This window comes from Pseudomonas sp. MDT2-39-1, from assembly GCF_054898085.1.
Window position 1 is genome coordinate 4,156,008 of record NZ_CM142716.1, and the last position, 22,450, is coordinate 4,178,457.

The 22,450-nt window shown below is 57.6% G+C and carries 19 protein-coding genes and 3 tRNA genes; 21 read left to right on the forward strand and 1 reads right to left on the reverse strand.

Translation table 11 applies throughout. The features are described from left to right. Window position 1 precedes the first annotated feature (1 nt). The 5 genes from dapB (at window position 2) to ACYZTM_RS19450 (ending at window position 6,449) form a co-directional block, all read left to right on the forward strand. On the forward strand, window positions 2-805 hold the full coding sequence (gene dapB / locus ACYZTM_RS19430; protein WP_131060790.1) for a 4-hydroxy-tetrahydrodipicolinate reductase: 804 nt from the start codon (window positions 2-4) through the stop codon (window positions 803-805). Window positions 806-1,063: 258 nt separating this feature from the next. Next, window positions 1,064-2,200 (forward strand): glutamine-hydrolyzing carbamoyl-phosphate synthase small subunit, encoded by a 1,137-nt coding sequence (gene carA, locus ACYZTM_RS19435; protein ID WP_131060789.1) that lies wholly within the window; start codon window positions 1,064-1,066, stop codon window positions 2,198-2,200. A 121-nt stretch (window positions 2,201-2,321) separates the two neighbouring features. Next, window positions 2,322-5,543, forward strand: coding sequence for a carbamoyl-phosphate synthase large subunit (carB, locus tag ACYZTM_RS19440; RefSeq protein WP_131060788.1), 3,222 nt, complete (start codon window positions 2,322-2,324; stop codon window positions 5,541-5,543). Then, window positions 5,540-6,016: a transcription elongation factor GreA gene (gene greA, locus ACYZTM_RS19445; protein WP_131060787.1), complete on the forward strand. Its 477-nt coding sequence runs from the start codon at window positions 5,540-5,542 to the stop codon at window positions 6,014-6,016. The genes carB and greA overlap by 4 nt, the downstream gene beginning before the upstream one ends. A gap of 28 nt (window positions 6,017-6,044) precedes the next feature. Further along, entirely contained in the window at window positions 6,045-6,449 is a 405-nt protein-coding gene (locus ACYZTM_RS19450) for an MFS transporter (protein WP_131060786.1), read from the forward strand. 9 nt (window positions 6,450-6,458) lie between these two features. Here the strand turns inward: ACYZTM_RS19450 and ACYZTM_RS19455 are convergent, their stop codons facing one another. Next, complete coding sequence (locus ACYZTM_RS19455; protein ID WP_008057408.1) at window positions 6,459-6,767, reverse strand: YhbY family RNA-binding protein; 309 nt, start codon at window positions 6,765-6,767, stop codon at window positions 6,459-6,461. A gap of 105 nt (window positions 6,768-6,872) precedes the next feature. Between ACYZTM_RS19455 and rlmE the strand changes: the two genes are divergently transcribed. From rlmE to ACYZTM_RS19535, 16 genes are all read left to right on the forward strand, one after another. After that, window positions 6,873-7,502 (forward strand): 23S rRNA (uridine(2552)-2'-O)-methyltransferase RlmE, encoded by a 630-nt coding sequence (rlmE, locus tag ACYZTM_RS19460; protein WP_008005470.1) that lies wholly within the window; start codon window positions 6,873-6,875, stop codon window positions 7,500-7,502. Between the two features lie 202 nt (window positions 7,503-7,704). Further along, complete coding sequence (ftsH, locus tag ACYZTM_RS19465; RefSeq protein ID WP_109627910.1) at window positions 7,705-9,618, forward strand: ATP-dependent zinc metalloprotease FtsH; 1,914 nt, start codon at window positions 7,705-7,707, stop codon at window positions 9,616-9,618. Between the two features lie 8 nt (window positions 9,619-9,626). Then, window positions 9,627-10,478: a dihydropteroate synthase gene (gene folP, locus ACYZTM_RS19470; protein WP_131060785.1), complete on the forward strand. Its 852-nt coding sequence runs from the start codon at window positions 9,627-9,629 to the stop codon at window positions 10,476-10,478. 16 nt (window positions 10,479-10,494) lie between these two features. Continuing rightward, entirely contained in the window at window positions 10,495-11,832 is a 1,338-nt protein-coding gene (gene glmM / locus ACYZTM_RS19475; RefSeq protein WP_131060784.1) for a phosphoglucosamine mutase, read from the forward strand. 66 nt (window positions 11,833-11,898) lie between these two features. Beyond that, window positions 11,899-12,654 (forward strand): triose-phosphate isomerase, encoded by a 756-nt coding sequence (gene tpiA / locus ACYZTM_RS19480; RefSeq protein WP_461984134.1) that lies wholly within the window; start codon window positions 11,899-11,901, stop codon window positions 12,652-12,654. Between the two features lie 4 nt (window positions 12,655-12,658). Further along, window positions 12,659-13,042, forward strand: coding sequence for a preprotein translocase subunit SecG (gene secG / locus ACYZTM_RS19485; protein ID WP_017336473.1), 384 nt, complete (start codon window positions 12,659-12,661; stop codon window positions 13,040-13,042). A 22-nt stretch (window positions 13,043-13,064) separates the two neighbouring features. Beyond that, window positions 13,065-13,150, forward strand: a tRNA-Leu gene (locus tag ACYZTM_RS19490). 96 nt (window positions 13,151-13,246) lie between these two features. Beyond that, a tRNA-Met gene (locus tag ACYZTM_RS19495) sits at window positions 13,247-13,323 on the forward strand. Window positions 13,324-13,461: 138 nt separating this feature from the next. Continuing rightward, window positions 13,462-13,920: a ribosome maturation factor RimP gene (gene rimP / locus ACYZTM_RS19500; RefSeq protein ID WP_010463487.1), complete on the forward strand. Its 459-nt coding sequence runs from the start codon at window positions 13,462-13,464 to the stop codon at window positions 13,918-13,920. 47 nt (window positions 13,921-13,967) lie between these two features. Next, on the forward strand, window positions 13,968-15,449 hold the full coding sequence (gene nusA, locus ACYZTM_RS19505) for a transcription termination factor NusA (protein WP_131060782.1): 1,482 nt from the start codon (window positions 13,968-13,970) through the stop codon (window positions 15,447-15,449). Between the two features lie 27 nt (window positions 15,450-15,476). Next, window positions 15,477-18,008 carry a translation initiation factor IF-2 gene (gene infB / locus ACYZTM_RS19510; protein ID WP_131060781.1) on the forward strand — a complete coding sequence of 844 codons (2,532 nt, stop codon included), beginning with the start codon at window positions 15,477-15,479 and terminating at the stop codon, window positions 18,006-18,008. Between the two features lie 159 nt (window positions 18,009-18,167). Further along, window positions 18,168-18,569, forward strand: a complete 402-nt coding sequence (gene rbfA / locus ACYZTM_RS19515; protein WP_007942872.1) for a 30S ribosome-binding factor RbfA — start codon at window positions 18,168-18,170, stop codon at window positions 18,567-18,569. A gap of 3 nt (window positions 18,570-18,572) precedes the next feature. Beyond that, window positions 18,573-19,490, forward strand: coding sequence for a tRNA pseudouridine(55) synthase TruB (gene truB, locus ACYZTM_RS19520; protein WP_461957185.1), 918 nt, complete (start codon window positions 18,573-18,575; stop codon window positions 19,488-19,490). 117 nt (window positions 19,491-19,607) lie between these two features. Then, window positions 19,608-19,877 (forward strand): 30S ribosomal protein S15, encoded by a 270-nt coding sequence (gene rpsO, locus ACYZTM_RS19525; RefSeq protein ID WP_003176135.1) that lies wholly within the window; start codon window positions 19,608-19,610, stop codon window positions 19,875-19,877. 195 nt (window positions 19,878-20,072) lie between these two features. Next, complete coding sequence (gene pnp, locus ACYZTM_RS19530) at window positions 20,073-22,178, forward strand: polyribonucleotide nucleotidyltransferase (RefSeq protein WP_007942868.1); 2,106 nt, start codon at window positions 20,073-20,075, stop codon at window positions 22,176-22,178. Window positions 22,179-22,308: 130 nt separating this feature from the next. After that, a tRNA-Thr gene (locus tag ACYZTM_RS19535) sits at window positions 22,309-22,384 on the forward strand. The last annotated feature ends 66 nt before the right edge of the window (window positions 22,385-22,450 follow it).

A 22,450-nucleotide genomic window follows, 5' to 3' on the forward strand; every position in this document is an offset into this window, starting at 1 on the left:
CATGCGACGTATTGCAGTGATGGGCGCCGCCGGGCGCATGGGCAAAACCCTGATCGAAGCCGTGCAGCAACAGCCGGGCGCGGGTCTGACGGCTGCCATTGATCGTCCGGACAGCTCGCTGGTCGGTGCGGATGCCGGTGAGTTGGCTGCGCTGGGTCGTATCGGAGTGCCGTTGTCGGGTGGTCTGGATCGCGTGGTCGACGAGTTCGACGTGCTGATCGACTTCACGCACCCGACGGTGACCCTGAAAAACCTCGCGTTCTGCCGCAAGCATCACAAGGCGATGATCATCGGCACCACCGGTTTCAGCGTTGAAGAGAAGCAGTTGCTGGCGGAAGCGGGCAAGGACATTCCGATTGTCTTCGCGGCTAACTTCAGTGTTGGCGTCAATCTTTGCCTGAAGCTGCTCGACACCGCTGCTCGCGTGTTGGGTGATGATGTCGATATCGAAATCACCGAAGCCCACCATCGGCATAAAGTCGATGCGCCGTCCGGTACTGCCGTTCGCATGGGTGAAGTGATTGCCGATGCGCTGGGGCGTGATCTGAAGAAAGTGGCGGTTTACGGCCGTGAAGGTCAAACCGGTGCTCGTGCTCGGGAAACAATCGGCTTTGCCACTGTGCGTGCCGGTGACATCGTGGGTGATCACACCGTGCTGTTCGCCGCCGATGGTGAGCGAGTTGAAATCACGCACAAAGCGTCCAGTCGCATGACCTTCGCCAAGGGTGCCGTTCGTGCAGCTTTGTGGCTGGACGGTCGTGAACCTGGTCTTTACGACATGCAAGACGTGCTCGACCTGCGTTAAGACGTCCCCGAAATTGGGTTCAAACCCAGCGTTTGAGCCCGGTTTTACTCCGCCAAGCGACGTCCTGTCGCATTCTCCGGCCTTTAAGGCTCATTGGCGGTAGACCAAAAATGCCTTTTTCTGTAAGCTACAGCTTTAGTGTGTTCACTAAAAGCGCGCAGAATAATTCAGTGAATGAGCGGGGTGACGTGTCCATACGTCACTCCGCTTTTTTACACCTGCGATCGCCCTTTCAGGCTTTATTTACGGGAGGTCTTCTTGACTAAGCCAGCCATACTCGCCCTTGCTGACGGCAGCATTTTTCGCGGCGAAGCAATTGGAACCGACGGTCAGACCGTTGGTGAGGTGGTGTTCAACACCGCCATGACCGGCTATCAGGAAATCCTTACCGATCCTTCCTACGCCCAACAGATCGTTACCCTGACTTACCCGCACATCGGCAACACCGGCACCACGCCGGAAGACGCCGAGTCCGACCGCGTATGGTCCGCTGGCCTGGTCATCCGTGACCTGCCACTGGTTGCGAGCAACTGGCGTAACACGATGTCCCTGTCCGACTACCTGAAAGCCAACAACGTTGTGGCCATCGCCGGTATCGACACCCGCCGCCTGACGCGCATCCTGCGTGAGAAAGGCGCGCAGAACGGCTGCATCATGGCCGGTGACAACATCTCCGAAGAAGCCGCCATCGCTGCAGCCCAAGGCTTCCCTGGCCTCAAAGGCATGGACCTGGCGAAAGTCGTCAGCACCAAAGAGAAGTACGAGTGGCGCTCGACTGTCTGGGACCTGAAAACCGACAGCCACGCGACCCTCTCAGCCTCCGAGCTGCCATACCACGTGGTGGCCTACGACTACGGCGTCAAGCTAAACATCCTGCGCATGCTGGTCGAGCGCGGTTGCCGCGTGACCGTGGTGCCGGCTCAAACGCCAGCCGCCGATGTTCTGGCGATGAAGCCTGACGGTGTATTCCTGTCCAACGGCCCTGGTGATCCGGAGCCTTGCGACTACGCGATCCAGGCGATCAAAGACGTGCTGGAAACCGAGATTCCGGTATTCGGTATCTGTCTCGGTCACCAGCTGCTGGCCCTGGCCTCCGGCGCCAAGACCCTGAAAATGGGTCACGGCCACCACGGTGCCAACCACCCGGTCCAGGATCTGGACACAGGCGTTGTGATGATCACCAGCCAGAACCACGGTTTTGCGGTAGACGAAGCGACCCTGCCAGCCAACGTGCGCGCGATCCACAAATCGCTCTTCGACGGCACCCTGCAAGGCATCGAGCGTACCGACAAGAGCGCCTTCAGCTTCCAGGGTCACCCTGAAGCCAGCCCTGGCCCGAACGACGTAGCGCCATTGTTCGATCGCTTCATCAACGAAATGGCCAAGCGACGCTAATCGCTCGCCTTGATGTTGCAAAGCTTGAGGGGCGGTCCCGAAAACCGGCGGCCCCCCTCAAGGCTTCAAAGATTGAACGAGACGGCTTGCCGACTGACCTGCGGATTTGAGTGACAAACCCATGCCAAAACGTACAGACATTAAAAGCATCCTGATTCTCGGCGCTGGCCCGATCGTGATCGGCCAGGCCTGCGAATTCGACTACTCCGGCGCCCAGGCCTGCAAAGCCCTGCGCGAGGAGGGTTATCGCGTCATCCTGGTGAACTCCAATCCGGCGACCATCATGACCGACCCGGACATGGCCGACGCCACCTACATCGAGCCGATCAAGTGGCAGACCGTTGCCAAGATCATCGAGAAAGAGCGTCCGGACGCGCTGCTGCCGACCATGGGTGGCCAGACCGCTCTGAACTGCGCCCTGGACCTCGAGCGCGAAGGCGTTCTGGAGAAGTTCGGCGTAGAGATGATCGGCGCCAACGCTGACACCATCGACAAGGCTGAAGACCGTTCGCGCTTCGACAAGGCGATGAAATCCATCGGTCTGGACTGCCCGCGTTCGGGTATCGCCCACAGCATGGAAGAGGCCAACGTGGTCCTCGAGAAGCTTGGCTTCCCGTGCATCATTCGTCCGTCCTTCACCATGGGCGGTACCGGTGGCGGTATCGCTTACAACCGTGAAGAGTTTGAAGAAATCTGTGCTCGCGGTCTCGACCTGTCGCCGACCAAAGAGCTGCTGATCGACGAATCCCTGATCGGCTGGAAAGAATACGAGATGGAGGTTGTCCGCGATAAGAAGGACAACTGCATCATCGTTTGCTCGATCGAAAACTTTGACCCAATGGGCGTGCACACCGGTGACTCGATCACTGTTGCTCCGGCACAAACCCTGACGGACAAGGAATACCAGATCATGCGTAACGCCTCGTTGGCGGTACTGCGTGAGATCGGCGTGGAAACCGGCGGCTCCAACGTTCAGTTTGGCATCTGCCCGGACACTGGTCGTATGGTCGTGATCGAGATGAACCCGCGTGTATCCCGCTCTTCGGCGCTGGCCTCGAAAGCCACTGGTTTCCCGATTGCGCGTATCGCTGCCAAGCTGGCGATCGGCTACACCCTGGACGAACTGCAGAACGAAATCACCGGCGGCGCTACTCCGGCGTCCTTCGAGCCGTCGATCGACTACGTCGTGACCAAGCTGCCGCGTTTCGCTTTCGAGAAATTCCCGAAAGCCGACGCACGCCTGACCACTCAAATGAAGTCGGTGGGTGAAGTCATGGCCATCGGCCGGACCTTCCAGGAATCCCTGCAGAAAGCCCTGCGTGGTCTGGAAGTGGGCGTTTGTGGCCTGGACGAGAAACTGGACCTGAGCAATCCGGAAAGCATGAGCGTGCTCAAGCGCGAACTGACCGTGCCGGGCGCCGAGCGCATCTGGTACGTGGCTGACGCCTTCCGCGCCGGCCTGTCGGTCGAAGACATCTTCGGCATGAACATGATCGACCCATGGTTCCTGGTACAGATCGAAGATCTGATCAAGGAAGAAGAGAAGGTCAAGACCCTGGGTCTGGCCAGTATCGACCGCGACTTGATGTTCAAGCTCAAGCGCAAAGGCTTCTCCGACATGCGTCTGGCCAAGCTGCTGGGCGTGACCGAAAAAGCGTTGCGTCGCCACCGTCACAAGCTGGAGATCTTCCCGGTCTACAAGCGCGTTGACACCTGCGCGGCCGAGTTCGCCACCGACACCGCCTACATGTACTCAACTTACGAGGAAGAGTGCGAAGCCGCGCCTTCGGGTCGCGACAAGATCATGATCCTCGGCGGCGGTCCAAACCGTATCGGCCAGGGTATCGAGTTCGACTACTGCTGCGTACACGCGGCACTGGCGCTGCGCGAAGACGGTTACGAGACCATTATGGTCAACTGCAACCCGGAAACCGTTTCCACCGACTACGACACCTCCGATCGCCTGTACTTCGAACCAGTGACCCTGGAAGACGTACTGGAAATCGTCCGCGTCGAGAAGCCGAAAGGCGTGATCGTCCAGTACGGCGGCCAGACCCCGCTGAAACTGGCTCGTGCCCTGGAAGAAGCTGGCGTACCGATCATCGGCACCAGCCCTGACGCCATCGACCGTGCCGAAGACCGTGAGCGCTTCCAGCAAATGGTTGAGCGCCTGAACCTGCGTCAGCCGCCAAACGCCACCGTGCGCAGCGAAGACGAAGCGATTCGTGCCGCTGCCAAGATCGGTTATCCGCTGGTGGTTCGTCCGTCCTACGTACTGGGCGGCCGCGCGATGGAAATCGTCTACGAAGAAGAAGAACTCAAGCGCTACCTGCGTGACGCGGTGAAAGTGTCCAACGACAGCCCGGTGCTGCTCGACCACTTCCTCAACTGCGCCATCGAAATGGACGTGGATGCGGTCTGCGACGGCACCGACGTGGTGATCGGCGCGATCATGCAGCACATCGAGCAGGCTGGCGTTCACTCCGGTGACTCCGCGTGCTCCCTGCCGCCATACTCGCTGCCGGCTCACATCCAGGACGAGATGCGCGAACAGGTCAAGAAAATGGCCCTGGAACTGGGCGTTGTCGGCCTGATGAACGTTCAGTTGGCGCTGCAAGGCGAAGACATCTACGTCATCGAAGTCAACCCGCGCGCTTCCCGTACCGTACCGTTCGTGTCCAAGTGTATCGGTGTTTCCCTGGCAATGATCGCGGCTCGCGTCATGGCGGGTAAAACCCTGAAAGAAATCGGCTTTACCAAAGAAATCATTCCGAACTTCTACAGCGTGAAAGAGGCGGTGTTCCCATTCGCCAAATTCCCTGGCGTGGACCCGATCCTGGGCCCGGAGATGAAGTCCACCGGTGAAGTGATGGGCGTGGGCGACACCTTCGGCGAAGCGTTCGCCAAAGCCCAGATGGGCGCCAGCGAAGTGCTGCCGACCGGTGGTACTGCGTTCATCAGCGTGCGTGACGACGACAAGCCACTGGTTGCAGGCGTGGCCCGTGATCTGATCAACTTGGGTTTCGATGTGGTTGCCACTGCCGGTACTGCCAAGCTGATCGAAGCCGCAGGCCTGAAAGTGCGTCGTGTGAACAAGGTGACTGAGGGTCGTCCGCACGTGGTCGACATGATCAAGAATGACGAAGTCACCCTGATCATCAACACCACCGAAGGTCGTCAGTCGATCGCTGACTCGTACTCCATTCGTCGTAATGCCTTGCAGCACAAGATCTACTGCACCACCACCATTGCTGCTGGCGAAGCCATCTGCGAAGCGCTGAAGTTCGGTCCCGAGAAGACCGTGCGCCGCTTGCAGGATCTACACGCAGGATTGAAGGCATGATCAAGTACCCAATGACCGTCCAGGGCGCGAAAGCCCTGGAAGAAGAACACGCTCACCTGACCAAGGTCGTCCGTCCGAAGCTCAGCCAGGACATCGGGACGGCCCGCGAGTTGGGTGACTTGAAGGAAAACGCCGAATACCACGCTGCCCGCGAGCAGCAGGGGATGGTCGAGGCGCGGATTCGTGACATCGAAGGCCGGATTCAGAATCAGGTCATCATCGACGTTACGTCCATTCCTCACACCGGCAAAGTGATCTTCGGCACCACCGTTGAAATCGCCAACGTCGAGACTGATGAAAGCGTCACTTACCACATCGTGGGTGAGGATGAAGCTGACTTCAAACTCGGCAAGATTTCGGTGGGTTCACCACTGGCCCGCGCCTTGATTGCCAAGGAAGAGGGAGACGTGGTTGCCGTGAAAACGCCGAGTGGCGTTATCGAGTACGAGATTGTCGAAGTCCGCCACATCTGAAAGAAGGCGCCCGCTCCGTGCGGGCGCCATGCTTTGGCAGCTGACTCAGATGTTGTGGGTTGGCGGTCTGTGGCTGTTACACATCGGTCTGCTGCCGGTGCTGGGCCAGATAGGTCTGGCGCCGCTGCTGATCGACGAAATTGCAGGCGTGCTGAATGCGCTGATGGCGGGTTTCGCCGCAGCGTGTGTGATTTTTCAGGCTTTGGTGCTGATTCAGGCCGAGGGTCTTGCCAGTCTATGGCGCGATATTCGTGGGCAACTGCTGCTGATGGCGCTGTATGCGTGTGCGATGTTTTTCGCAGTTCGCGTCGGTTGGCCGGATGCAGTGCGCTGGCAGGTGTTCAGCTATCTTGTTCTGGGCTTTTCCGGGCTGGTGCTGGTGCTGCAGCCGGTGCCGGGATGGAGTGGCAGGGTGCGCGAAGCGCACCCTTGACCCTTGCGATCACTTGAAGCGATGGACGTTCGACAGCTGCTTGTTGACGCTGAAGTTCTTGCGGTAAATCAGTGCCATCTTGCCGATGACCTGAACCAGGTCCGCTTTACCGACCTTGCACAGTTCTGCAATGTTCGCCAGGCGCGACTCGCGATCGAGGATGTTGAGCTTGATTTTAATCAGCTCGTGATCCGCCAAAGCGCGTTCAAGTTCGGCTAACACACCTTCAGTCAAACCGTTGTCAGCCACAATCAAAACTGGTTTCAGATGGTGGCCAATGGATTTGTACTGTTTCTTCTGCTCTTGAGTGAGCGGCATAATCTGACCCCTGCGTCTGATCTTGTAAAAAGCGGCGGCCAGTTTACCCGAGCGAGTCCGGGACCGCCCAGTTAATCACGACCCGTTTTATTTTCGAGGTGGCCCGTGGCCCGTTCCAAGACAAGCCTTAAGTGGCTGCAAAGACATGTCAATGATCCCTATGTGAAGCAGGCGCAGAAGGATGGTTACCGCTCGCGTGCGAGTTATAAACTTCTGGAGGTTCAGGAGAAATACAAGCTGATCCGTCCGGGTATGAGCGTTGTCGACCTGGGGGCGGCGCCCGGCGGTTGGTCGCAGGTCACTAGTCGGCTGATCGGTGGTCAGGGGCGTCTGATCGCCTCGGACATCCTGGAAATGGACAGCATTCCGGACGTGACTTTCATCCAGGGTGACTTTACCCAGGACGAAGTGCTCGCTCAGATCCTTGAAGCCGTGGGTAATTCGCAGGTGGACCTTGTGATTTCCGATATGGCCCCCAATATGAGTGGTACGCCTGAGGTGGACATGCCAAAAGCCATGTTTCTATGTGAGCTGGCTCTTGATCTGGCGGCTCGGATACTCAAACCGGGTGGTAATTTCGTGATCAAGGTGTTTCAGGGCGAAGGGTTTGATGCTTACGTGAAGGACGCTCGTCAGAAATTCGACAAGGTCCAGATGATCAAGCCGGACTCTTCCCGTGGCAGTTCCCGCGAGCAATACATGCTGGCTTGGGGCTACCGCGGCCGTAGTGAGTAAATCGAGGTTTTTTTGCGGGTCGATAGGATTTTCGTATTTCGCCCTGTGGGAAATAGCGAATATTGTGTAGAAAGTGTTTCACAAAGGGTTACAGACGGCGCCTGCCAGAGCCGTAGGTAATGTAGTAAGTTAGGCCGGTGAATATCATGCGAAGCGCGCGCCATTAGCGGAGCTTGCTTCAGAGGGTAGTTAATTGAACGATATGGCAAAGAATCTGATCCTGTGGTTGATCATCGCGGCTGTCCTGGTGACGGTGATGAACAACTTCTCCAGCCCTAACGAGCCGCAGACCCTCAACTATTCCGACTTCATCCAGCAGGTCAAGGATGGCAAGGTCGAGCGCGTAGCAGTTGACGGCTATGTGATTACCGGCAAACGCAACGATGGCGACAGCTTCAAGACCATTCGTCCTGCAATCCAGGACAACGGTCTGATCGGCGACCTCGTGGATAACCACGTTGTGGTCGAAGGCAAGCAGCCTGAGCAGCAAAGCATCTGGACTCAACTCCTGGTTGCAAGCTTCCCGATCCTGGTGATCATCGCCGTGTTCATGTTTTTCATGCGGCAGATGCAGGGCGGTGCGGGCGGCAAGGGCGGGCCGATGAGCTTCGGCAAGAGCAAGGCACGCCTGCTCTCCGAAGATCAGGTGAAAACCACCTTGGGTGATGTTGCCGGTTGCGACGAAGCCAAGGAGGAAGTCGGTGAGTTGGTCGAGTTCCTGCGTGATCCGGGCAAGTTCCAGCGTCTGGGCGGCCGCATTCCACGCGGCGTGCTGATGGTGGGTCCTCCGGGTACCGGTAAAACCTTGCTGGCCAAGGCGATTGCCGGCGAAGCCAAAGTGCCGTTTTTCACCATTTCCGGTTCCGATTTCGTCGAGATGTTCGTCGGTGTCGGTGCCAGTCGTGTTCGTGACATGTTCGAGCAGGCCAAGAAGCACGCGCCATGCATCATCTTCATCGATGAAATCGACGCCGTCGGTCGCCACCGTGGCGCCGGCATGGGTGGCGGTCACGACGAGCGCGAGCAGACGCTCAACCAATTGCTGGTTGAGATGGACGGCTTTGAAATGAATGACGGCATCATCGTCATCGCCGCAACCAACCGTCCAGACGTATTGGACCCTGCGTTGCTGCGTCCGGGCCGTTTCGACCGTCAGGTCGTGGTGGGTCTGCCGGATATTCGTGGTCGTGAGCAGATTCTCAAGGTTCACATGCGCAAAGTACCAATGGGTGACGATGTCGCTCCGGCGGTGATCGCACGTGGTACTCCTGGTTTCTCCGGTGCCGATTTGGCTAACCTGGTGAACGAGGCTTCGTTGTTCGCTGCCCGTACCGGCAAGCGCATCGTCGAAATGAAAGAATTCGAGCTGGCCAAAGACAAGATCATGATGGGCGCCGAGCGCAAATCCATGGTCATGTCCGAGAAAGAGAAGCAGAACACCGCTTATCACGAAGCAGGTCACGCCATCGTTGGTCGTGTCGTGCCAGAGCATGATCCGGTCTACAAGGTGTCGATCATCCCGCGCGGTCGTGCGCTGGGTGTGACCATGTTCCTGCCGGAAGAAGATCGCTACAGCCTGTCCAAGCGCGCACTGATCAGCCAGATCTGCTCGCTGTACGGTGGCCGTATCGCTGAAGAAATGACCTTGGGCTTCGATGGTGTTACCACCGGCGCCTCCAACGACATCATGCGTGCCAGCCAGATTGCGCGGAATATGGTGACCAAGTGGGGCTTGTCGGAAAAACTAGGTCCGTTGATGTATGCCGAGGAAGAGGGCGAAGTGTTCCTCGGTCGCGGCGGCGGTGGTCAGGGTGCAAGCTTCTCCGGTGAGACAGCCAAGCTGATCGACTCCGAGGTGCGCAGCATCATTGACCAGTGCTACGGCACGGCCAAGCAGATCCTCACGGATAACCGCGACAAGCTCGACGCCATGGCCGATGCCTTGATGAAGTATGAAACGATCGATGCCGATCAGATCGATGACATCATGGCCGGTCGTACGCCTCGCGAACCACGCGACTGGTCAGGCGGCGGTACCGGTACTTCCGGGACACCTCCGGTGGTACAGGATGAGCGTCCGGAAACACCGATCGGCGGCCCGGCTGCTGACGTATAAGGCTTGAAATGACTTCTGTTCAGTCCTCGACCCGGTTGCCTTGCGGCAACCGGGTTCTTGATTTGGCCCAGACGCATGTCATGGGCATTCTCAATGTCACTCCTGATTCCTTTTCTGACGGCGGCCGTTACAGCCAGCTCGACGCGGCCCTGCGCCATGCCGAGTCGATGGTTGCGGCGGGCGCAACGCTGATCGACGTTGGTGGCGAGTCGACCCGGCCCGGTGCACGGGCGGTTTCGCCACTAGAAGAACTGGAACGCGTCGCGCCTATCGTTGAGCGTATCAATCGTGAGTTGGATGTGATCATTTCGGTCGATACATCCACTCCAGCGGTCATGCGCGAAACCGCACGGCTTGGAGCGGGTTTGATCAATGATGTGCGCTCGCTACGTCGAGATGGTGCCCTGGATGCGGCAGCTGCCACCGGATTGCCGGTATGTCTGATGCATATGCTCGGTGAGCCGGGCGACATGCAGGACAATCCGCACTACCAGGACGTGACTAGAGAAGTCGGCGAGTTTCTCGCCGAGCGCATGGCCCAATGTGCGTTGGTGGGAATTCCGGCTGAGCGGATTATTCTTGATCCAGGCTTTGGATTCGCGAAAAGCTTGCAGCACAATCTAAGCTTGTTCAAACATATGGAGGAGCTGCATGCCTTGGGGCGGCCCCTGTTGGTCGGGGTTTCGCGAAAGAGCATGATAGGTCAGGCCTTGAATCGCCCGGTTGGAGAGCGCCTGTTTGGTGGTCTGGCGCTCGCGGCGCTGGCTTCGGCCAAGGGTGCGCGTATATTGCGCGTCCATGATGTAGCCGAAACAGTGGACGTGGTGCGGATGATCGCCGCAGTGGAATCAGCCGAATAAGAATGATGGAGCAGTTATGAGCAAAAAATACTTTGGCACCGACGGTATTCGTGGTCGGGTCGGCGAATACCCGATTACTCCTGATTTCATGCTCAAGCTTGGTTGGGCTGCGGGCATGGCGTTCCGCAAAATGGGCGCCTGCAAGGTGCTGGTTGGCAAAGACACCCGGATCTCCGGTTACATGTTCGAGTCCGCACTCGAGGCCGGGCTGACGTCGGCAGGTGCTGACGTGATGCTGTTGGGCCCGATGCCGACTCCGGCGATCGCTTACCTGACGCGTACCTTTCATGCTGAAGCCGGTATCGTGATCAGCGCCTCGCACAATCCTCACGATGACAACGGCATCAAATTCTTCTCCGGAAAGGGCACCAAGCTGCCGGATGAAGTCGAGTTGATGATCGAAGAGTTGCTCGACACCCCGATGACCGTGGTTGAGTCGAGCAAGATCGGTAAAGTGTCGCGAATCAACGACGCTTCTGGTCGCTATATCGAATTCTGCAAAAGCAGCGTGCCGACCGGTACCAACTTCTCTGGCCTGAAGATCGTGATCGACTGCGCTCATGGCGCCACCTACAAGGTTGCGCCCAGCGTGTTCCGTGAGCTGGGTGCTGAAGTCGTTGTGCTTTCCGCGCAGCCTAACGGCCTGAACATCAATGAAAATTGCGGTTCGACCCATATGGGCCAATTGCAGGCTGCCGTATTGGCCGAGCACGCCGATCTGGGTATTGCCTTCGACGGTGACGGTGATCGTGTCTTGATGGTCGACCACACTGGCACCATTGTTGATGGTGACGAGCTGCTGTACATCATCGCTCGCGATTTACACGAGCGCGATAAACTGCAAGGCGGCGTGGTCGGTACATTGATGAGTAACCTCGGGCTGGAATTGGCCCTGGCGGATTTGTCGATTCCTTTTGTGCGAGCCAATGTTGGCGACCGCTATGTGATCGCCGACTTGCTGGAGCGCAACTGGCTGGTAGGCGGTGAGAATTCGGGTCATATCGTCTGCTTCAATCACACCACCACAGGTGATGCGATCATCGCTGCGTTGCAGGTGCTGATGGCGCTGAAAACTCGCTCGGAAGGTCTGGCTCAAGCCCGTCAGGCGCTGCGCAAGTGCCCTCAGGTGCTGATCAATGTCCGGTTCGGCGGAGGGGCGAGTCCGCTCGATCATCCGTCTGTCAAGGAGGCCAGCGCCCGTGTTACCGAGGCTATGGCCGGTCGCGGGCGCGTGCTGTTGCGCAAGTCCGGGACGGAGCCGCTGGTGCGGGTCATGGTCGAAGGCGAGGACGAAACACAGGTTCGTGGTTACGCCGAAGAGCTGGCAAAACTGGTTAGTGAAGTTTCTGCCTGAATTCGGCTTGCCAGCCATGATTGTGTTGGGTAACATCTGCGCCCACTTTGACCGACGAGGTACAGCATGCGTCGCCCTATGGTAGCTGGTAACTGGAAGATGCACGGTACCCGCGCCAGCGTCGCTGAGCTAATCAATGGCCTTCGTCATCTGGCCTTGCCGAGCGGTGTTGATGTAGCGGTATTCCCGCCTTGCTTGCATATCAATCAAGTGATTGATGGCTTGGAAGGCAAGTCGATTTTGGTCGGCGCGCAGAATTCTGCGGTGGAATCCATGCAAGGTGCGCTGACCGGTGAAATCTCGCCGAGTCAATTGGTGGATGCAGGGTGTTCCCTGGTGCTTGTCGGGCACTCCGAGCGCCGCCAGATTATGGGCGAGCAGGGCGGTATGCTGATTCGCAAGTTCGCAGCGGCACAGGCATGTGGCTTGATTCCGGTGTTGTGCGTAGGGGAAACCCTTGAGCAGCGCGAAGCCGGTAAAACTCTTGAGGTTGTCGGGCGTCAGCTAGGCAGTATCATAGAGGAGCTGGGTGTCGGTGCCTTTGCAAATGCAGTAATTGCTTACGAGCCGGTCTGGGCCATTGGCACCGGGCTGACTGCTTCGCCGCAACAAGCGCAGGATGTGCATGCAGCCATTCGCGCGCAGTTGGCGGCAGAGAATTCTGAGGTCGCACAAGGTGTGCGGCTTCTATACGGCGGCAGCGTGAAGGCGGCCAATGCGGTCGAACTGTTCGGCATGCCGGATATCGATGGGGGGCTCATTGGTGGAGCTTCCCTGAATGCAGATGAGTTCGGTGCGATTTGTCGCGCCGCGGGAAACTGAAAAAATGCTGGAAACAGTCGTAGTCGTTTTTCATCTGCTGGGTGCATTGGGCGTAGTTGCTCTGGTATTGCTGCAGCAGGGTAAAGGTGCGGATGCTGGCGCGTCTTTCGGAGCAGGTGCTTCAAATACTGTGTTCGGAAGCCAAGGTTCCTCTACCTTTCTTAGTAAGTTTACTGCTATACTTGCCGCCGGTTTCTTCATAACCAGCTTAGGGTTAGGTTACTTTGCTAAAGAGAAAGCTCACCAGCTGACTCAAGTAGGTCTGCCAAACCCGGCAGTGTTGGAAGTTCCAAAGCAACAACCGGCTTCTGATGATGTACCGGTGCTTCAAGAGCAAAAGTCGGCTACTCCAGCGACTGACGTGCCTCCAGCTCAAGAGCAAAAGTAAGAAGGGTTTCAAACGTAGTATTGCCGAGGTGGTGGAATTGGTAGACACGCAACCTTGAGGTGGTTGTGCCCATAGGGTGTAGGGGTTCGAGTCCCCTTCTCGGTACCAATTATCAGGATAGCCCGCTGTTGCGGGCTTTCTTGTAGGTGGAAGGTTACATTGACCCTGTCAGGGATCGGTCGTATACTTCCGCCCCAGCTTTGTCGCGGGGTGGAGCAGTCTGGTAGCTCGTCGGGCTCATAACCCGAAGGTCGTCGGTTCAAATCCGGCCCCCGCAACCAGTTTAAGGAGCCCCTTTTAAGGGGCTTTTTGTTAGCTGGACACTTTCTACGCCGCTGTTCGACGGCGTTTCAAGGATGGGCGTTTCGCCCATTTTTTTATTTTGCAAAGCATGCACATACATGCACGAGGGGGTTCAGGTGTCGAGCAAGCTAGAAGAGTTGCAGGCCTTGTTGGCCCCGGTGGTCGTGGCCCTGGGCTATGAATGCTGGGGTATTGAGTTTTCGGCTCAAGGTCGCCACTCAATGTTGCGCGTTTATATTGATAAAGAGGGCGGTGTGCTGGTGGACGATTGTGCCATCGTCAGCCGTCAGATCAGCGGTGTCCTGGATGTTGAAGATCCAATCGCCGTTGAATACACCCTTGAAGTTTCCTCGCCTGGCATGGAACGCCCACTGTTCACTATTGAGCAGTTTGCAAAATTTGCCGGTGAACAAGTGAAGATCAAGCTGCGCTCGCCTTTTGAAGGACGACGCAACTTTCAGGGCCTTCTGCGCGGCGTAGAAGAGCAGGACGTCGTGGTGCAGGTAGAAGACCATGAGTTCCTGTTGCCGATCGATATGATCGACAAGGCCAACATTATTCCCAGTTTTGACTGAGACGCGGATCCCGCGGATCCAATGGCTTGCGAAAGGCGAGGCGTACGATGAGCAAAGAAGTACTGCTGGTTGTTGAGTCGGTATCCAATGAAAAGGGCGTACCGGCAAACGTAATTTTTGAAGCGCTGGAGCTGGCTCTGGCCACTGCTACCAAAAAGCGGTTCGAGGACGAAGTCGATCTGCGTGTGGAAATCAATCGCCACACGGGTGCTTATGAGACATTCCGTCGCTGGACGGTCGTCGAAGAAGCAAACCTGGACGATCCGGCCATCGAAACCTGGCCGAGCAAGGTTGCCGAAACGCATCCGGGTGCTCAGGTCGGTGATGTAGTCGAAGATAAGATCGAATCCATTGAGTTCGGCCGGATCGCTGCACAGACTGCCAAGCAAGTCATCGTGCAGAAAGTTCGCGAAGCCGAGCGTGCTCAAGTCGTTGATGCCTATCGCGAGCGCCTGGGGGAAATCATCTCCGGCACCGTGAAGAAAGTCACCCGCGACAACGTGATCGTCGACCTGGGCAACAATGCTGAGGCGTTGCTGGCTCGTGAAGACATCATCTCTCGCGAAACTTTCCGGGTTGGCGTGCGTCTGCGTGCGCTGCTCAAGGAAATCCGCACCGAGAACCGCGGCCCGCAGCTGATCCTGTCGCGTACCGCGCCGGAAATGCTGATCGAGTTGTTCCGCATCGAAGTGCCGGAAATCGCTGAAGGCCTGATCGAAGTAATGGCAGCATCCCGTGACCCGGGTTCGCGCGCCAAGATCGCGGTCCGCTCCAAGGACAAACGCATCGACCCGCAAGGCGCTTGCATCGGTATGCGCGGTTCGCGCGTCCAGGCAGTGTCGGGTGAGTTGGGCGGTGAGCGTGTTGATATCGTCCTTTGGGACGACAACCCGGCTCAGTTCGTGATCAATGCGATGTCGCCGGCTGAAGTGGCGGCAATTATCGTTGACGAAGATGCCCATGCAATGGACATCGCCGTTGGCGCAGACAATCTGGCTCAGGCCATCGGTCGCGGTGGTCAGAACGTGCGTCTGGCTAGCCAGTTGACTGGCTGGACCCTGAACGTGATGACAGAATCGGACATCCAGGCTAAGCAGCAAGCAGAAACCGGCGACATCCTGCGCAACTTCATCGACGAGCTGGAAGTCGACGAAGACCTGGCACAGGTGCTGGTAGATGAAGGCTTCACCAGCCTGGAAGAGATTGCCTACGTACCGTTGGAAGAAATGCTCAACATCGACGGCTTTGACGAAGAAACCGTCAACGAGCTTCGCGCTCGCGCCAAGGATCGTTTGTTGACCAAAGCCATCGCTACTGAGGAAAAGCTGGCAGACGCCCATCCGGCCGAAGACCTGCTCTCGCTTGAGGGTATGGACAAGGATTTGGCGATGGAACTGGCGGTGCGCGGCGTAGTTACCCGCGAAGACCTGGCCGAGCAGTCTATTGACGATCTGCTCGACATCGACGGCATTGACGATGATCGTGCCGGCAAGTTGATCATGGCCGCCCGAGCCCACTGGTTCGAGTAATTAGGCGCGGCCTGAGGAGAGAAGTGCATGACGCAAGTCACGGTGAAACAACTGGCCGATGAGGTCAAAACACCGGTAGAGCGCCTGTTGCAGCAGATGCGTGAGGCAGGTCTGCCGCACACCGCCGCCGATGAAGGTGTGAGCGATAGTGAGAAGCAGTCTTTGCTGACTCACTTGAAGAGCAGCCACAAGGCGAAAGTGGAAGAACCGCGCAAGATTACATTGCAGCGCAAAACCACCAGCACGCTGCGTGTTGCTGGCAGCAAAAGCATCAGCGTTGAAGTACGCAAGAAGAAAGTCTTCGTACAGCGCAGCCCGGAAGAGATCGAAGCCGAGCGCAAACGCGAGCTGGAAGAACGTCGCGCAGTAGACAATGCTGCTCGTCAGAAGGCTGAAGAAGAAGCCAAGCGTCGCGCCGAAGAAGAAGCGCGTCGCCAGCCTGCTGCTGCGCAAACCGCTACTAACGACGCCGTTGCAGCGCCTGCTGCAGTTGCCGAGCCAGTACGCGAAAGCGCACCGGTTGTAGCCGCTGCTCCAGCACCGTCTGCTGACGTTCGCAACAAGCAGAACGAACAGCGCCGTCCGGATAAACCACGTGCCGACGATAACAATCGTCGCAGCGGTGGTGGCGACGGCGAGCGTAAAAACGCTCCGCATCGTGCCTCGGTCAAAGAGAAAGCGCCTGCTCCACGCGTTGCCCCACGTACTACCGACGAAGAAAGCGATGGCTTCCGTCGTGGTGGTCGCGGCAAGGCCAAGCTGAAGAAACGCAACGCTCACGGTTTCCAGAACCCAACCGGTCCTGTCGTGCGTGATGTGCAGATCGGCGAGACCATCTCTGTTGGCGATCTCGCCAATCAGATGTCGGTCAAGGCTGCTGAAATCATCAAGTTCATGTTCAAACTGGGTACTCCAGCGACCATCAACCAGGTGCTTGATCAGGAAACTGCTCAACTGGTAGCCGAAGAACTGGGCCACAAAGTGACCCTGGTCAGCGACACCGCCCTGGAAGATTCCTTGGCCGAGTCCCTGAAGTTTGAAGGTGAGACGTTCTCCCGTGCGCCAGTCGTGACCGTAATGGGCCACGTTGACCACGGTAAGACGTCGCTGCTCGACTATATCCGTCGTGCCAAGGTAGCTGCTGGCGAAGCCGGCGGTATCACCCAGCACATCGGTGCGTACCACGTTGAAACTGATCGCGGCATGGTCACTTTCCTCGATACCCCGGGTCACGCCGCGTTTACCGCAATGCGTGCCCGTGGTGCCAAGGCGACTGACATCGTGATCCTGGTCGTTGCAGCGGACGACGGCGTGATGCCGCAGACCATTGAAGCTGTCCAGCACGCCAAGGCCGCCGGTGTTCCACTGGTAGTTGCTGTGAACAAAATCGACAAGCCGGGCGCCGATCTCGATCGCATCCGTAGCGAACTGTCGGTTCACGGCGTGACCTCGGAAGAGTGGGGCGGCGACACCCCGTTCGTATCGGTTTCGGCGAAAGTCGGTACCGGCGTGGACGAGTTGCTCGAAGCTGTTCTGCTGCAAGCTGAAGTTCTGGAACTGAAAGCAACTCCGTCGGCTCCAGGTCGTGGTGTTGTGGTTGAGTCGCGTCTCGACAAAGGTCGTGGCCCGGTTGCAACCGTTCTGGTTCAAGACGGTACCCTGCGCCAAGGCGACATGGTGCTGGTCGGTTCGAACTATGGCCGTGTACGTGCCATGCTCGACGAGAACGGCAAGCCAATCAAGGAAGCCGGTCCATCCATCCCTGTCGAGATTCTCGGCCTGGACGGTACCCCGGACGCTGGCGACGAGATGAGCGTGCTGTCGGACGAGAAGAAAGCCCGTGAAGTGGCTCTGTTCCGTCAAGGCAAGTTCCGCGAAGTCAAACTGGCTCGCGCTCACGCCGGCAAGCTGGAAAACATCTTCGAAAACATGGGGCAGGCAGAGAAGAAGACGCTCAACATCGTCCTCAAATCTGACGTCCGTGGTTCCCTCGAAGCGTTGAACGGCGCCTTGAATGGCCTGGGTAACGACGAAGTGCAAGTGCGTGTTGTTGGTGGCGGCGTCGGTGGTATCACCGAATCCGACGCTAACCTGGCACTCGCCTCCAACGCTGTACTGTTTGGCTTCAACGTGCGTGCCGATGCTGGCGCTCGCAAGATCGTCGAGCAGGAAGGTCTGGATATGCGTTACTACAACGTAATCTACGACATCATCGAAGACGTCAAGAAAGCCCTCACCGGTATGCTGGGCAGCGATGTTCGCGAGAACATCCTGGGTACCGCGGAAGTGCGTGACGTGTTCCGTTCGCCGAAGTTTGGCGCGATCGCCGGTTGCATGGTTATCGAAGGTGTTGTTCACCGTAACCGTCCAATCCGTGTACTGCGTGAAGACATCGTTATCTTCGAAGGCGAGCTGGAATCTCTGCGCCGCTTCAAGGATGACGCTTCCGAAGTACGTGCCGGCATGGAATGCGGTATTGGCGTCAAGAGCTACAACGACGTCAAAGCTGGCGACAAGATCGAAGTCTACGAGAAGGTTCAGGTTGCTCGCAGCCTCTAACTCGCGCACTTCAAGGGCCACGCCAAGCCGCTGCATGCAAATGCGCGGCACCGCGTCAGGACTCTAAACGCAACGCCCGGTCTGGCTTTTGTCAGGCCGGGCGTTTGCCGCTTTCAGACCCCTCGGGTTTCACCGTGGGGCAGTAACAGGTAACAAGACATGGCAAAAGAATACAGCCGTACCCAACGTATCGGCGATCAGATGCAGCGTGAGCTGGCACAGCTGATCCGTCGTGAAGTCAAAGACCCGCGCGTCGGCCTGGTCACCATTACCGCTGTTGAAGTCAGCCGTGACGTCGGTCACGCCAAGATCTTCATCACCGTGATGGGCCAGGACAACGCCGAAGACATCGCACAAAGCATCAAGGTGCTCAACTCCGCCGCCGGTTTCCTGCGTATGCAGTTGGCTCGCGAAATGAAGTTGCGCAGCGTTCCTCAGCTGCACTTCCACTACGACGAAAGCGTCGTGCGTGGCGCGCACCTGTCGGCCCTGATCGAGCGTGCGGTGGCTGAAGACAATCAGCACCCGGTAGCGGCTGAACCCGAAGACGCCAAGGAGTAATCGGTGGCTCAGGTCAAACGTATCCGTCGTAACGTCAGCGGTATCATTCTGCTCGACAAGCCGTTGGGGTTTACCTCCAACGCCGCGTTGCAGAAGGTTCGCTGGTTGCTGAACGCCGAGAAGGCCGGTCATACCGGCAGTCTCGATCCGCTGGCCACTGGCGTGTTGCCGTTGTGCTTCGGTGAGGCCACCAAGTTCTCGCAATACCTGCTCGATTCCGACAAGGCTTATGAAACCCTGGCGCAACTGGGCAAGACCACCACCACGGCCGATGCCGAAGGTGACGTTTTGCAGGAACGCCCGGTGACCGTTGGTCGCGCCGATGTCGAAGCTGTATTGCCGGGTTTTCGTGGGCAAATCAGTCAGATACCGCCGATGTACTCGGCGCTCAAGCGTGATGGTCAACCGCTGTACAAGCTGGCCCGTGCAGGCGAAGTAGTGGAGCGCGAACCGCGTTCTGTTACTATTGCGCGCTTGGAATTGCTGGCCTTTGAGGGTGATACTGCGCGGCTTGCGGTGGATTGCAGCAAAGGCACCTATATTCGCACCCTGGTGGAGGATATCGGTGAGCAACTCGGTTGTGGCGCTTACGTGGCTGAATTGCGACGTACCCAGGCCGGGCCTTTCACGCTGGCGCAGACGGTCACGCTTGAAGAGTTGGAAGCGGTACATGCCGAAGGCGGCAACGAAGCGGTCGACCGCTTCCTGATGCCTTCGGACAGCGGCCTGCTGGATTGGCCGTTGTTGCATTTCTCGGAAGCGAGCGCGTTCTACTGGCTCAACGGCCAGCCGGTACGTGCCCCGGATGCCCCGAAATTTGGCATGGTGCGAGTACAGGATCACAACGGTCGCTTCATCGGTATCGGTGAAGTGAGCGAAGACGGGCGCATCGCGCCGCGTCGACTGATTCGGTCAGAATGACCGGACGAGGGTGGCTGTTAACAGGCACGGTCACTACTCATTTTTAGATACAGGGATTTGTCCCTGGCCTGTTGAAGCTGTTTCTTTGAAACAGTTTCCTGATAAAAGGATTGCCTCATGGCTCTCGACGTTCAAGAAAAAGCTCAAATCGTAGCTGACTACCAGCAAGCTGTTGGTGACACTGGTTCGCCAGAAGTGCAAGTTGCACTGCTGACCCACAACATCAACAAGCTGCAAGGTCACTTCAAGGCCAACGGTAAAGATCACCACTCCCGTCGTGGTCTGATCCGCATGGTAAACCAGCGCCGTAAGCTGCTGGACTACCTGAAAGGCAAGGATCTGGGCCGTTACCAGGCTCTGATCGGTCGCCTGGGTCTGCGTCGCTAATAAGCGATTGCGCTAGAGGTTGGTTGTTTGCCGTGTGTCAGTGGGATTTCCGCTGGCCCATGGCAGGCTCCCAGCCTCAAGTTTTATCTGGATAGTCGTTTTACCCTGGACAGGCGTTGGGCCGATTCCCGACATTGCCCAAGAATTTCGCAAGAAGACAAGTTCCCCAAGAGCCACAAAAGAAGGTAGGACACCGTGAACCCGGTAATCAAAAAATTCCAGTTCGGTCAGTCGACCGTTACCCTCGAGACCGGCCGTATCGCCCGTCAGGCCTCCGGCGCAGTATTGGTCACCGTTGACGACGACGTCAGCGTATTGGTGACCGTAGTCGGTGCCAAGCAAGCCGATCCAGGCAAGGGCTTCTTCCCTCTGTCCGTTCACTACCAGGAAAAGACTTACGCTGCCGGTAAGATCCCTGGCGGTTTCTTCAAGCGTGAAGGCCGTCCTTCCGAGAAAGAAACCCTGACTTCCCGACTGATCGACCGTCCGATTCGTCCGCTGTTCCCGGAAGGCTTCATGAACGAAGTGCAGGTTGTCTGCACCGTCGTTTCCACCAGCAAGAAGACCGATCCGGACATCGCTGCGATGATCGGTACCTCGGCTGCGCTGGCCATCTCCGGCATTCCTTTCGATGGCCCGATCGGCGCTGCCCGCGTTGCGTTCCACGAAAGCACCGGCTACCTGCTGAACCCGACTTACGAACAACAGAAAGCTTCGAGCCTGGACATGGTCGTTGCCGGTACTTCGGAAGCCGTTCTGATGGTTGAATCGGAAGCCAAAGAGCTGACCGAAGACCAGATGCTGGGCGCGGTACTGTTTGCTCACGACGAGTTCCAGGTTGTGATCAACGCCGTTAAAGAACTGGCTGCCGAAGCTGCCAAGCCAACCTGGACCTGGGCTCCTCAACCAGAAGCCACCGCTCTGCTGGGCGCTATCCGTGCCGAGTTCGGCGACGCGATCTCCCAGGCTTACACCATCACCATCAAGGCCGACCGTTACGCTCGTCTGGGTGAACTGAAAGACCAGGTTGTGGCTAAGCTGTCCGGTGAAGAAGGCCAGCCTTCCTCCAGCGAAGTCAAAGCGGCTTTCGGCGAAATCGAATACCGCACCGTTCGCGAAAACATCGTAAACGGCAAGCCACGTATCGACGGCCGCGACACCAAGACTGTACGTCCTTTGAACATCGAAGTCGGTGTTCTGCCAAAGACCCACGGTTCGGCGTTGTTCACCCGTGGCGAAACCCAGGCTCTGGTCGTTGCTACACTGGGCACCGCCCGTGATGCACAGCTGCTGGATACCCTGGAAGGCGAGAAAAAAGACCCGTTCATGCTGCACTACAACTTCCCTCCGTTCTCGGTAGGTGAGTGTGGTCGCATGGGTGGCGCTGGTCGTCGCGAAATCGGTCACGGCCGTCTGGCCCGTCGTTCGATTGCAGCCATGCTGCCTGCCGCTGACGTGTTCCCGTACACCATCCGTGTTGTATCGGAAATCACCGAATCCAACGGTTCCAGCTCCATGGCTTCGGTCTGCGGCGCTTCCCTGGCTCTGATGGACGCCGGCGTTCCGATGAAGGCACCGGTTGCCGGTATCGCCATGGGTCTGGTTAAAGAAGGCGAGAAATTCGCCATCCTGACCGACATCCTGGGCGACGAAGACCACCTGGGCGACATGGACTTCAAAGTAGCCGGTACCGCCAAAGGTGTTACCGCGCTGCAGATGGACATCAAGATCAAAGGCATCACCGAAGAAATCATGGAAATCGCTCTGGGCCAAGCCCTGGAAGCGCGCCTGAACATCCTCGGTCAGATGAACCAGATCATTGGCCAGTCGCGTACCGAACTGTCGGAAAACGCTCCGACCATGATCGCGATGAAAATCGACACCGACAAAATCCGTGATGTCATCGGTAAAGGCGGCGCGACCATTCGTGCGATCTGTGAAGAGACCAAAGCTTCGATCGATATCGAAGACGACGGCTCGATCAAGATCTTCGGCGAAACCAAGGAAGCGGCTGAAGCAGCACGTCAGCGCGTTCTGGGCATCACCGCAGAAGCTGAAATCGGCAAGATCTACGTTGGTAAGGTTGAGCGCATCGTCGACTTCGGCGCGTTCGTCAACATCCTGCCTGGCAAGGACGGTCTGGTTCACATCTCCATGTTGAGCGACGCTCGCGTAGAGAAAGTGACCGACATCCTGAAAGAAGGCCAGGAAGTGGAAGTATTGGTACTGGACGTGGACAACCGCGGCCGTATCAAGCTGTCCATCAAAGACGTAGCAGCGGCCAAGGCTTCGGGCGTTTAATTACCCCCTCGCCTGACCGTTTCAACGTTATAAAAAATGCCCTGCTGTGAAAACTGCGGGGCATTTTTTTGTCTGTGAAACAGGGCCTGAAGTTGCTGGTCCTCGAACCCGGTGCTAGGTTTAGCCCACCGCCCGTGTAGCTCAGCCGGTAGAGCAGCGCACTCGTAACGCGAAGGTCGCAGGTTCGATTCCTGTCTCGGGCACCATTGACCAGATTCATGCAGTGCCAAGCAGTGTCATGAAATCTAATTAAGCCCGCCTAGTGCGGGCTT